Origin of the sequence: Pseudomonas sp. VA159-2, assembly GCF_024126635.1 — a bacterium.
GTDB classification, from domain to species: Bacteria; Pseudomonadota; Gammaproteobacteria; order Pseudomonadales; family Pseudomonadaceae; genus Aquipseudomonas; species Aquipseudomonas muyukensis.
Genome location: NZ_JAMYBV010000038.1, coordinates 1 through 12,632 on the forward strand (window position 1 = coordinate 1; position 12,632 = coordinate 12,632).

Sequence of the window (12,632 nt, forward strand, 5' to 3'; positions counted from 1 at the left end):
CCCTGCTGAAAGGGCAGGACGAATATCAACCTAAAGTCAGCTAATGGGCTTCCCTGAAACCATAGAATCTCCTACGGGGGCAGGGGTGCGCAGATAGCGTTGTAGGAGCCGGCCTTGCCGGCGAACACCGGGGCAGCCGGTGCCATTCACCGCGTCGTCGGCTTCGTCAGCAAAGCGGGCGCCACTCCTCAAGCCCTTTGCAAAGCAGGGTAATCGGTATACCCCTCAGCCCCATTGGCATAGTCGAACTGCGCCCTATGCGGGTTCAGCGGCGCCTGCTGCCGCAACCGCTCGACCAGATCCGGATTGGCAATGAACGCGCGTCCAAAGGCCACCGCATCGATCAGCCCCCGTTCCAGCAACCCCTCGGCTTTCTCGGCGGTATAGGCCCCTGCCGCAACGATCACCCCCGGATAAACCGCGCGAATCGCCTCGCGGAACTCGTCGCGCAGCGGCTTGCCACCGGCCCAGTCCGGCTCGGACAAGTGCAGGTAGGCCAGGTTGCGCTTGGCCAGCTCGCCAATCAGGTACAGGCCCGCAGCCTCCTGGTCCTCGCCATTGTCGATGCCATTGAAGCCGCCCAGCGGGAAGATACGGATACCCACGCGATCGGCGCTCCACTGGGCAATGGCGGCATCCACCGCCTCCAGCACGATGCGCGCGCGGTTCTCGACACTGCCCCCGTAGCGGTCCTCACGGGTGTTGGCACTGGGGGTGAGGAACTGGTGCAGCAGGTAGCCGTGGGCGGCGTGCAGCTCGATGAAGTCGAAACCCGCCTCGCGGGCATTGGCCGCGGCCTGGCCGAAGTCGGCGACGATGCCGACGATCTCGGCCTCGCTCAAGGCGCGTGGGGTCGAGGTTTCGACCCGGATCACATTGCGGTTTTCATCACGCAGGCTGGTGCGGGCATTGGCCGCCAGCGCCGACGGCGCCACTGGGGCCTGGCCATCGGGCTGCAGCGAGGTGTGCGAGACGCGGCCGGTGTGCCACACCTGCACGGCGCTGTGGCCGCCCTCGGCATGGATACCGTCGTTGACCCGGCGCCAGCCGGCAATCTGTTCGGCGGTGTGAATGCCTGGCGAGCCGGAATAGCCCTTGGCCTGGAACGAGATCTGCGTGGCCTCGCTGATGATCAGCCCGGCACTGGCGCGCTGTCGGTAGTACTCGGCCATCAGCGGTGTGGGAATGTCGCCCGGCTCCTGGCTGCGCAGGCGGGTCAGCGGCGCCATGAACACCCGGTTGGGCAGGGTGAGCGGGCCAAGTTGCAGGGGTTCGAACAATTTCATGGAAGCACCGTTTCAAGGAGGATTCGATGCCGCGCACGATACCGAGGTGATTGGGGAAAGGGGGGACCGGGTGACTGGCGCAACGGGCGCCAATGGGGATTAGCGGGCCCATACAGCCGCCCATCACTGGCCTGTATTGACTTGCCACGCCGGCCCAGGCTACTTTCCCATCCTATGAACTCACGCCTGCAGTGCCGCGCTCCAAGCATTATTACCGCCATTATCGGATTGGCGGGCTAGCGCACACATGCACGAAACCCGCCCTGGAGGCGGGTTTTTTCTCTCTGACTCCTGGGCCCTTGAAAAATAACCAGGAGTCATCGATGACCAGCCTCAGCCTTCCCTCGCGTGCCCCCGTAACACCGCAACAACTGCTGTCCGAGCAGGTGCGGCGGATTCTCTCGGCGCCGGTGTACGACCTGGCCATCGAAACCCCGCTGCAAGGCGCCCCGGCGCTGTCGGCCAGCCTTGGCAACCAAGTGCTGCTCAAGCGCGAGGACCTGCAACCGACCTTCTCCTTCAAGATCCGTGGCGCCTACACCCGGCTCTCGCGTCTGAGCCCCGCCCAGCGCGCCCGCGGGGTGATCACCGCCTCGGCCGGCAACCACGCTCAGGGCGTGGCCCTGGCCGCCGCGCACCTGGGTCTGAACGCCACCATCGTCATGCCCACCACCACGCCCTCGCTCAAGGTCGAGGGCGTGCGCTCGCGGGGTGGCCAGGTCGTGCTGCAGGGCGAGAGCTTCCCCCATGCCCTGGCCCACGCCCTGGCGTTGGCCGATAGCCAGGGGGCGACCTTCGTGCCGCCGTTCGACGACCCTGATGTGATCGCCGGCCAGGGCACGGTGGCCATGGAGATCCTGCGCCAGCACCCGGGCCGGCTGGACGCGATCTTCGTGCCGGTGGGCGGCGGCGGGCTGATCGCCGGCATCGCCGCCTACGTCAAGTACCTGCGCCCCGAGGTCAAGGTGATCGGCGTCGAGCCACAGGACTCCAACTGCCTGCAGGCGGCCATGGCCGCTGGCGAGCGGGTGGTGCTGGCGCAGGTCGGCACCTTCGCCGACGGCGTGGCGGTGGCGCAGATCGGCGCGCACTGTTTCGAGCTGTGCCGGCACTTCGTCGACGAGGTGGTGACGGTCAGCAGCGATGAGCTGTGCGCGGCGATCAAGGACATCTACGACGATACCCGCTCGATCACCGAACCTTCCGGCGCCCTGGCCGTGGCCGGGATCAAGAAGTACGTGGCCCGCACAGGTGCCCAGGGGCAGACGCTGGTGGCCATCGACTCAGGCGCCAACGTCAACTTCGACCGCCTGCGCCATGTGGCCGAGCGCGCCGAGCTGGGCGAACAGCGCGAAGCGGTGATCGCCGTGACCATCCCCGAATGCCCCGGCAGTTTCCGCGCCTTCTGCCTGGCGCTGGGCAAGCGCCAGATCACCGAGTTCAACTACCGCTACTACCCGGGCAGGCAGGCGCGCCTGTTCGTTGGCGTGCAGACCCACCCCCAGCACGACCCGCGTGAAGCGCTGCTGGCCAGCCTGGGCGGGCAGGGCTACCAGGTGCTCGACCTGACCGACAACGAGCTGGCCAAGCTGCACGTGCGCCATACCGTGGGCGGGCACGCGGCGCCAGGGGCCAGCGAGCGAGTGCTGCGCTTCGAGTTTGCCGAGCGGCCCGGGGCCTTGCTGGGCTTTCTCGAACGCTTGGGCAAGCGCTGGAACATCAGCCTGTTCCACTACCGCAACCACGGCGCGGCGCAGGCGCGGGTGTTCGCCGGGCTGGAGGTGCCGGACGAGGAACTGGCCGGGTTGCCGCAGGCGCTGGAAGCGATGGGTTATCCGTATTGGGACGAGACGGATAATCCGGCGTATCGGTTGTTCATGGGGTAGCCGGTTTGCCCAAGGGTTGCCCTGGATCAACGCCGCACAGCGCGTTCAGGCAGATGCTCAAGCCCTACCATTCGCTTGAGAGGGCCTGGCCATGAGCAGCACGTTCTTCATCCCCGCCGTCAATATCATGGGCATCGACTGCCTGGAGGAGGCGATGGCCGCCATCGCCGGTTACGGCTTGCGCAAGGCGTTGATCGTCACCGATGCGGGCCTGGTCAAGGCCGGCGTGGCCGAGCGGATCGCCGGCATGCTGGCCATGCGCGATATCGACGCGCGGGTGTTCGACGGCGCCAAGCCCAACCCGAGCATCGCCAACGTCGAGGCAGGGCTGGCCATGCTGCGCCGCGAGGGCTGTGACTGCGTGGTGTCGCTGGGCGGCGGCTCGCCCCACGATTGCGCCAAGGGCATCGCCCTGTGCGCGACCAACGGCGGGCATATCAGCGACTACGAGGGCGTCGACCGGTCGAGCAAGCCGCAGTTGCCGCTGATCGCGATCAACACCACCGCCGGCACCGCCAGCGAGATGACCCGCTTCTGCATCATCACCGACGAGGCGCGCCATGTGAAAATGGCCATTGTCGACCGCAACGTCACGCCAATTTTGTCGGTCAACGACCCGGCGCTGATGGTCGGCATGCCAAAGGGCCTGACCGCGGCCACTGGCATGGATGCGCTGACCCATGCCATCGAGGCCTATGTGTCGACCGCCGCCACGCCGATCACCGATGCCTGCGCGCTCAAGGCCATCGGCCTGATCAACGACAACCTGCGCCAGGCGGTTGCCGACGGCGCCGACCTGCAGGCGCGGGAGAACATGGCCTATGCCCAGTTCCTCGCGGGGATGGCGTTCAACAATGCATCGCTTGGGTATGTGCATGCCATGGCCCACCAGCTGGGCGGCTACTACGACTTGCCCCATGGTGTGTGCAACGCGGTGTTGCTGCCCCATGTGCAGCGTTTCAATGCCAAGGTCAGTGCGGCGCGCTTGCGCGATGTGGCCAAGGCCATGGGCGTCAAGGTGTGCGGGCTGGATGCCGAGCAGGGCGCCGGGGCGGCGATTTCGGCCATCGAGCACCTGGCCGCGGCCATCGGCATCCCGGCCGGGTTGGCGGAACTGGGGGCCAAGGTCGAGGATGTGCCGGTCCTGGCGGCCAATGCGCTCAAGGATGCCTGTGGCCTGACCAACCCACGCGTGGCCAGCCAGGTGGAAATCGAGGCGATCTTCAAGGCCGCGTTCTAGAGCGGTGTGGTAAGTGGCGGGCGCCTACGGGTCGGTCGCGTCCACCGCGGCGCCTGGTTCGCCAGCAAGGCTGGCTCCTACGGGGGTTGCGGGCTGTAATCGGCGTAGGAGCCGGCCTTGCCGGCGCAGCCGGTGCCATCCACCGCGGTGCCTGGTTCGCCAGCAAGGCTGGCTCCTACAGGTATTGCAGGTCGCAACCGGCGTAGGAGCCGGCTTGCCGGCGAATACCGGCGTAGCCGGTGCCATCCACCGCGTCTCCTGCTTCGCCAGCAAGCTGGCTCCGACGGGGCCGGGACAGACTTCAACTCGCTGGCTAACGCTCGCGCATGAAGAACCCCGCCACGTACTTGCGGAAGGTCTCCAGGCTCTTGAAGTCGGCATAGCGCTTGAAGTTCTCGGCATCCGGCTCCGGCCCCAGCGGTTGCTCGAGCAACGACACCGACAACACCCGGTCCTGGTCCGAGGTCAACACCAGCTCGTCCATCACCTGGCCGCCGATCACCGGGCGGCGCATCAGCACCTTCACGCCCTTGCTGGCCATCCAGTCGATCAGCGACACCAGCGCTTTAAGGGGCTCGCGCTCTTCGTCGCGGTATACCGGGAACAGCTGCCCGCGCGACAGCACCGGCACGCTGGCAACATGGATCAGCTCGTAGAAATGGCTGCCGGCGGTGGCCGGTGAATACAGCGCCAGGGCCAGCAGCGGCCCGCTGGCGCGGTTGCCGCCCCAGTACTGGTGGTGGCCCTGGAAGTCGAAGCCGTCCTCGCTGCGGTTGTTGAACAGCTTGCGGCCCTTGACCTGGTCGACGCAGTCCAGCAGCAGGCCGTGCCGACGGTGGTTGCCGAACACCGTGGCCTCGCGCAGGCGCGCCTTGAGCATCATCATGTGCTTCATGTCCAGGCGGGTTTCCAGGTAGTTGCTGGCGGGCACCCGCTCCAGCAGCGGGTAGCGGCTGGCGACAGCGCGCAGGTCGGCGAACTGCGCGGTGAGGTCCTTTTTCAGGTGGGTGGCGTAGACGTTCAGGCCGCTGGCCTCGATCCAGGTCAGCAGCAGCGACAGCAGGCGCTGCTGTTCGCGGCGTTCGCCGGGCTCGCGTGGCGTTGCGGGTGCTTCGCCGTCACTGGCGCGGCGGTAGTCGCCGAGTAGGCGCAGTGGCGCATCCGGCGCCAGCCAGGCGGCCGGCGCGGCGCTTTCCTCGGCGCGCTCGCCGGCTTCGCGCTCATCCTTGCTGAACGGGCAGCCGGGGGTGTGCTCGGGGGTCTCGGGGTTGTTGCGCAGGAAAAGGGTGCCGGTGCTGCCGTTCAACGAGACGTTGAGCACCGGCAGGGCATCCTTGCGGCAGTCGCAGGCTAGCCATTGGTTGGCGCTGCGGATCTTCATCAGCCATTGGTTGGCCTGCAACAGGCGCGGGCCGGTGAGGGTGCCGCGGACGAAACCCACCAGCAGTTCGTCCTCTGCCGGGGTCAGGCTACGCACCAGGGCGCCGGATTTTTCGATGATTCGCATTGAGGGGCAGCTCCAAGCTACAAGCCTCAAGCTTCAGGCAAAGCGCGGTGGCTTTCAACTTGAAGCTTGCAGCCTGGAGCCTGCCGCTCACTGGCCGCCGAACAGTTTGGCGGCGCGGGCGCGGATTTCCTCGGGGCTGAGGTCTTCCTTGTGGGTGGAGACGAACCACAGGTTGTTGAACGGATCCTTCAGGGTGCCGCTGCGGTCGCCGTAGAACTGGTCCTGGACTTCGCGCACCTGTGTCGCGCCGGCGCGCAAGGCCTGGGCATAGACTTTGTCGCAGTCCTCGACATACAGGTGCAGGCCAACTGCTGGCGTTTCGATGGCTTCGCTGGGTTTGAGGCCGCCCTCCATGTCGCAGGGCGAGCCGAGCATCAGCGAAGAGTCGCCGATTTTCAACTCGGCATGGCCGATGCTGCCGTCAGGGCCTTCGAGGCGGAACATTTCCACGGCGCCGAAGGCACTCTTGTAGAACTCAATGGCCTTGGCGGCCTCCTTGATGCCGAGATAGGGGGTGAGGCTGTGCTGGCCTTCGGGGATGGGCTTGGCTGCCATTTGCGTAATCTCCTTTCACGTGGGGTGGGTTGCAACGCCTTGGTGATTAGAGTCGTCTGCGCGGGCGGAAAATCGACTGTCGCCTTATATCGATTATCTCTAAAAAAACGAAGGGGCCGCGATGCGGCCCCATTTGCTCGTCAGCTTCAGAAGATGTAGTCGGTGGTCAGGAAACTCGACTGGCGGTTACGGATGATCTGGCTGATCAGTTCTTTATTCGCCGCCTGGAACTTGGTCGCCACCAGGGTGCGGATGGAGAACACCCGCAGTGCGTCATGCACCGACAAGGTCCCCTCGGCGCTGTTCTTGCGGCCGTTGAACGGGTAGGTGTCCGGCCCGCGCTGGCACTGGGCGTTGAGGTTGATCCGGCCGACCTGGTTGGCGAAGGTGTCGACCAGCGCGCCGATGGTCGCCGGGTCGTTGCCGAACAGGCTCAGCTGCTGGCCATAGTCGGAGTCGAGCACGTAGTCGACCACCGTCTGCAGGTCGCGGTAAGGCACCACCGGCACCAGCGGGCCGAACTGCTCTTCGTGGTACAGGCGCATGTCGGCGCTCACCGGGTACAGCAGGGCCGGGTAGAAGAACGAACCGCGGCTGAGCCCGCCGCCTGCGTTGAGCACCCGCGCGCCTTTGCCTGTGGCGTCGGCCACCAGGCCGTCGAGATAGTCGAGCTTACCCGGCTCCGGCAGTGGCGTCAGCGCCACGCCTGGCTCCCACGGCATGCCTGGCTTGAGTGCGGCGAGCTTGCGCTGGAACTTGTCGAGGAAGGCCTCGACCACGTCTTCATGCACGAACAGGATCTTCAGCGCGGTGCAGCGCTGGCCATTGAACGACAGGGCGCCGGTGACGGCTTCCTCGACGGCGTTGTCGAGGTCGACCTGGGGCAACACGATCCCTGGGTTCTTGGCGTCCAGGCCGAGGGCGGCGCGCAGGCGGTGCGGGCGTGGGTGGAGCTTTTTCAGGTCGCTGGCGGCCTTGTGGGTGCCGATGAAGGCGAACACGTCGACCTTGCCGCTGGCCATCAGCGCGCTGACAGTCTCGCGCCCGCGCCCGTAGATGACGTTGATCACCCCGGCCGGGAAGCTGTCGCGGAAGGCCTCGAGCAGCGGGCGAATCAGCAGCACGCCGAACTTGGCCGGCTTGAACACCACGGTATTGCCCATGATCAGCGCCGGGATCAGGGTGGTGAAGGTCTCGTTGAGCGGGTAGTTATAGGGGCCCATGCACAGCGCCACGCCCAGCGGTGCGCGGCGGATCTGGCCGAGGGTGCCTTGCTCGAGCTCGAAGCGGCTGGAGCGGCGGTCGAGGTCTTTGAGGGCATTGATGGTGTCGACGATGTAGTCGCAGGTGCGGTCGAACTCTTTTTCCGAGTCCTTGAGGTTCTTGCCGATCTCCCACATCAGCAGCTTGACCACCGCCTCGCGCTGCTCGCGCATGCGCGCCAGGAAGGTCTCGACATGCTGGATGCGCTCGGCCACGCGCATCGTCGGCCAGGCGCCGCGGCCCTTGTCATAGGCCTGCACGGCGGCGTCCAGGGCGCTGAGGGCGGTATCGGCGTCGAGCAGCGGCGCGCTGCCCAGGATCACTTGGCGTTCGCTGTCGCCGTCCTTGAGCCACACCGGGCTGCGCACCGTGGCCAGCGGGCCATCCCAGCGCCGCAGTTCGCCGGCCACCAGGTAGTCGCGTTGCTCCAGGGGCTCGCCCAGGCGCCACTGCGCGGGGATGTCCTCGGGGGTGGGAAACAGCGAATCGAGCAGGCGGTCCATGGGTACTGCACCTTTTGTAGATGGCGGGATGAAACGCTTCAGCCATGGAGCATGCACCCCGCGTCGGAAAAACACCAGTCTGGCTCAACATCGCCGCGACTGCGCCGATACACAAGGCATCGCTTCCGACCTCAGACCTATGACCCGCAACGAACGCTTTTCTTTCGACGAGCCGCCACCCCCACCGGGGGCGCTGCGTCGCACGCTCTATCGCCTGCTGCCGGTAGGTTTCGCCATGATCGGCATCGGCCTGTCGCTGGTGTTGGGCCAGCTGGATGCGCGGCGCGAGGAAAGCGAACAGGTCGCCAACCTCGCGGCCCGGCTGTCCGGGCTGCGCAGCGCGCTGGAGGCGCAGCTGCGCGCATCGTTCGCCGAGGCCGAGGGCATTGCCCAACTGATCAGCACCGACGGCAGCATCAGCATCGACCACTTCCATGGCATGGCCCGCGATGCGCTGGATTCGGTGCCGTACATGCACCATATCGCCCTGGCGCCCGCCGATGTGATTCGCGATGTCTACCCGCTACAGGGCAACGAGCAGATCGTCGGCCTGAACTACCGCCGCCTGCCCGACCAGTTCCCGTTGCTGGCCGTTGCCCGTGACAGTGGCCAGCCGGTGCTGGCCGGGCCGCTGCAGCTTTATCAGGGGGGCCGGGCGCTGGTGTACCGGCGCCCGGTGTTCATCAGCGCCAAGCGTGGGGTCAAGCTGTACTGGGGCAATATCTCGATCGTCGCCGATATCGACCGCCTGCTGCTGGCCGCCGGCCTGCGCCCGGAGACCGGCTTCGAGCTGGCGGTGCGCGGCAGCGATGGCAAGGGCGCCGAGGGTAGTTTGATCTGGGGCGACCCGCAGTTGTTCGACGACCCGCAGGTGACGCTCGATGTCGAGGTGCCGGGAGGCGTCTGGCAATTGGTGGCCGCGCCGCGTGGCGGCTGGGCGGAGCCGAACCTGTTCGGCTCGCCGCTGTTCCTGTTCGCCCTGACCAGCACGGGCTTGTTCAGCCTGTTCGTGGCCCAGCTCAATCGCAAGCAGCGTCAGCTCGAACAGCGCAACCGCGCGTTGCGCCAGTACCAGGCCCAGCTCGAGCGCCTGGCCCATTACGACACCATCACCGGGCTGCCCAACCGTGTACTGTTCCAGCGGCAATTGGGCGAGGCGATCATGCACGGCCATGGCCTGGCCGTGCTGATGCTGGATATCGACGGCTTCAAGCAGGTCAACGACAGCCTTGGCCACCCGATGGGCGACCTGCTGTTGCAGCAGGCCACCGCGCGCTTCTTGCAGGAGCTGGATACTCAGGATCAGGTCTGTCGCCTGGGCGGCGACGAGTTCGTGTTCATGCTGCAGGGTACCCAGGGCCAGGTGAACCACCAGATCCGCGCCTTGCTGCGCAGTTTGCAGCGGCCCTTCGACCTCAATGGCAACGCCGCGCTGGTCACCGGCAGCATCGGCCTGGCCTGGTGCCCGCAGCATGGCGAAGACCCCGACAGCCTGCTGCGCCATGCCGACACGGCCATGTACGCGGCCAAGGAAAGTGGCCGGGACGCCTGGCGGCCCTATCACCCGGACATGACCGCGCGGCTGCAGCAGCGCCTGGAGCTGGAGCGCAACCTGCGCCGGGCCCTGGAACACAACGAGTTCGAGCTGTGGTACCAGCCCAAGGTGGACCTGTTCAGTGGCCGCCTGGAAGGCGTCGAGGCGCTGCTGCGCTGGCGTGACCCGGAACATGGCCTGGTTTCGCCAGGCGAGTTCATCCCGTTGGCCGAGCGCACCGGGCTGATCATCCCCCTCGGCGAGCGGGTGCTGGAGCTGGCCTGCGCTCAGCTGGCCGCCTGGCGCGACGGCGAGGGTGTGCCGGGGCCGCTGGCGATCAATGTCGCCGCCTTGCAGATCGAGCGCAGCGACTACGTCACCAGCCTGGCCTCGGCGCTGCAGCGCCATGGCCTGGCGGCCAGCCTGCTGGAGGTGGAAATTACCGAAAGCCTGTTGATGGAGAGCCAGCAGCAGGCCTGCGCGGTGCTGGCGCAGTTGCGGGCGATGGGCGTGGCCACGGCGGTGGACGACTTCGGCACCGGCTATTCGTCGTTGGCCTACCTGCGGGCGTTGCCGATCGACCACCTGAAGATCGACCGCGCGTTCATCAAGGACCTGCCGGGTGATGACGACGCCATCGCCGTGGCCCGGGCGATCATCGACCTGGGGCATGCCTTGGGTTTTCGCATTACCGGTGAGGGTATCGAGACCCAGGAGCAGTACGACTTCCTGCGCAACGCCGGGTGTGACCAGGGGCAGGGCTTCCTGCTTGGCCGGCCGATGCCTGCGCAGGCCTTGCGGCGCTGGTTGCTGGACCACCAGGAGCGCCAGCGGCAACCGCTGCGCTGAGTTTTTGCATCGAGGGGGAGGGCGGCGTTCGATCTCAAAGGCGCTGCAATACCATCGCCTGGCACCCCAATCACCTGCGAAGCAACATCACACCACCGGCGCACGCCGCACCAGGCTGGTATAGCTGACCCGCGGTCGGTCGCCCAGGCGCTGCTCGATCAGCGCCTTGAGCGATTCGCCGCGCGCCAGGTAGGCGTCGCCGAAGTCCTGGCTGCCCAGGGCACTGGGGTGGGCCACCACCTCCAGCACGCCATGGGCCGGTGCCAGGCCCGCGCGCACATCGGCCGGGGTGCACACATGGTCGGCGGTGACCCCGCACAGCTGGTGCAGGCGCCGGTTGAGCAAGGTCTTGAACAGCCGCTTCAGCGGGCCGATGTTGTGGCCGATGTTGCGCGCCAGGCGGATCGGCACACCCTGGCTGCGGGCGAAGCGCGCGACCACTTCGCCGACCGGCCAGATATTGTGCACGTGCTGGTGCGAATCCAGGTGGCTGGGCATCAGGCCATGGTCCAGGCAGTGCTTCCACTGCGCCTCCAGCTCCTGCTCGACCGCCGCCCGCTCGCGCCGCGACAGGCGCAATGTGCGCTGTTTCAGGCGCAGGTCGAACTCGCCGTGGGGCGTGCAGAAACGCGGCTCGGCAAGAATCGGCCGGCTCAGCGGGCGGCCGTAGGTCAGGTTGAAATGCAGGCCCACTCGGCCTTTGAGCGCCGGCTGCTGGGCCAGCGTGCAGGCGGCGGCGAAGGCCGGCATGTTGGCCATGGCCGTGGCCGAGCTGATCAGCCCGGCCTGGAAGGCATGCAGGATCACCGCGTTGGTGTGGGCGCTGAGGCCGAAATCGTCAGCGTTGACTATGACCTGGGAGGGCATCCGGGTGGTCCTGTGGTGGGGTCGGGGCAAGGGTGCCAGGTGCGGCGGCGGTCTTGCGCAGGCGCGGCTTGAGCCACTGCCAGGTACGTTGCGCCAGGCCCAGCAGCAGGCCGTCGGGGCGCCAGCTATAGCTGCTCAGGCGCCAGTGTTCGAGGTGGCCGGTCAGGCGTTCGTGGAGCTGGTGGCTGGAATTGTTCAGGCTGACCCGCGAGGCGTCGACCCACTTCCAGTCCTGGTCCAGCCCCCAGTGAATCCACTCCTCGAGCAGCACGCGGCCACTGCCCAGGTCGCGGTGTTCGGGCGCGAAGGCGAGGTTGTAGTCGTACACCCGGCCGCGTTCGAGCAGGCCCAGGCGGTAGCTGATGCAGCGTCCGTCCAGTTCCAGCAGCACCAGGCAGACCAGGCCCTCGGCGGCCAGGGCGGTGAACGCCTGGTACATCCATTGGCGCTGCCGCTCGCCCGAGAAGATGCCGACCTCGTCGTCGCCTTTCCAACTGGCGGCCTCGACGGCGCTGATGGCGTCGAGCAGCGCGCCGATGTTCTCGGGGGTGGCGATGACCCGCCGGACCTGGGCACCGCAGGCGCCGATGCGCTTGCGCGCGCGGCGCAGTTTGTAGCGCGGGTCGCCGCTGACTTCCTGGCGATCGCCTTCGTTGATGCGGTGCACCGGCACACGGCAGCTCAGGCGCTGCTGCCAGGTGGAGCTGGCCGCAGCCCATTGGCGTAGCCAACCATCGGTCTCGGGGTGGTCCGGCACTTCGCTCAGTTGCAGCAGGGCATGGGGCAACTGCCTGCGGATGGCCTGCAGCACCTGCTCGGCGTACAGCGCCGGCAGGTCGATGAGCAAGGCGATGCGGTCGCTCAGCGGGTGGCCGAGGTGGCGCACCACCGGGGCGAACAGCGGGCCGAAGGGTTCCCGGCCGCGGATCAGCGGCAGGCACAGGCACAGGCGTTGGTCCTGGTAGCCGAGCAGCACGTGCAGCTGCTGGCCGGGTGCCAGCGCGGCCTCGGCGGCGCGCAGCCAGCCGAGGTGGTTGAACGGCGTGCTGGCAGGCAGGCGCTTGCGCAGCGCCTCGTACTCGCCGGCGGGGAAGTCGTGGCTGCGCAACGACGCGCACCACTTCAGCACCAGGCTCACCGGC

General features: G+C 67.1%; 9 protein-coding genes. 3 read left to right on the plus strand and 6 right to left on the minus strand.

All coding sequences use genetic code 11. The features are described 5' to 3' along the window. Positions 1–188: 188 nt before the first annotated feature. Positions 189–1,286 (minus strand): alkene reductase, encoded by a 1,098-nt coding sequence (locus tag NJG22_RS22920; RefSeq protein ID WP_253098035.1) that lies wholly within the window; start codon positions 1,284–1,286, stop codon positions 189–191. A 323-nt stretch (positions 1,287–1,609) separates the two neighbouring features. Between NJG22_RS22920 and ilvA the strand changes: the two genes are divergently transcribed. After that, entirely contained in the window at positions 1,610–3,172 is a 1,563-nt protein-coding gene (ilvA, locus tag NJG22_RS22925; protein WP_253098037.1) for a threonine ammonia-lyase, biosynthetic, read from the plus strand. Between the two features lie 91 nt (positions 3,173–3,263). After that, the gene (gene yiaY / locus NJG22_RS22930; RefSeq protein ID WP_253098039.1) at positions 3,264–4,412 is read left to right on the plus strand and encodes an L-threonine dehydrogenase; all 1,149 of its coding nucleotides are present in this window, start codon (positions 3,264–3,266) and stop codon (positions 4,410–4,412) included. 313 nt (positions 4,413–4,725) lie between these two features. Here the strand turns inward: yiaY and NJG22_RS22935 are convergent, their stop codons facing one another. From NJG22_RS22935 to NJG22_RS22945, 3 genes are all read right to left on the minus strand, one after another. Further along, positions 4,726–5,919 (minus strand): hypothetical protein, encoded by a 1,194-nt coding sequence (locus tag NJG22_RS22935; RefSeq protein WP_253098041.1) that lies wholly within the window; start codon positions 5,917–5,919, stop codon positions 4,726–4,728. Between the two features lie 87 nt (positions 5,920–6,006). Further along, a complete protein-coding gene (locus tag NJG22_RS22940; protein ID WP_253098043.1) occupies positions 6,007–6,474 on the minus strand; it encodes a VOC family protein in 468 nt (155 codons plus the stop codon). Between the two features lie 146 nt (positions 6,475–6,620). Beyond that, a complete protein-coding gene (locus NJG22_RS22945) occupies positions 6,621–8,240 on the minus strand; it encodes an NADP-dependent glyceraldehyde-3-phosphate dehydrogenase (RefSeq protein ID WP_253098045.1) in 1,620 nt (539 codons plus the stop codon). A 139-nt stretch (positions 8,241–8,379) separates the two neighbouring features. Here NJG22_RS22945 and NJG22_RS22950 point away from each other — a divergent pair, with 139 nt between their 5' ends. Then, complete coding sequence (locus tag NJG22_RS22950; protein WP_253098047.1) at positions 8,380–10,623, plus strand: EAL domain-containing protein; 2,244 nt, start codon at positions 8,380–8,382, stop codon at positions 10,621–10,623. A gap of 87 nt (positions 10,624–10,710) precedes the next feature. Here the strand turns inward: NJG22_RS22950 and NJG22_RS22955 are convergent, their stop codons facing one another. Beyond that, a complete protein-coding gene (locus NJG22_RS22955; RefSeq protein ID WP_253098048.1) occupies positions 10,711–11,490 on the minus strand; it encodes a ChbG/HpnK family deacetylase in 780 nt (259 codons plus the stop codon). Next, complete coding sequence (locus NJG22_RS22960; RefSeq protein WP_253098050.1) at positions 11,462–12,628, minus strand: GNAT family N-acetyltransferase; 1,167 nt, start codon at positions 12,626–12,628, stop codon at positions 11,462–11,464. Before NJG22_RS22960 ends, NJG22_RS22955 begins: the two co-directional genes overlap by 29 nt. Between the last annotated feature and the right edge of the window lie 4 nt (positions 12,629–12,632).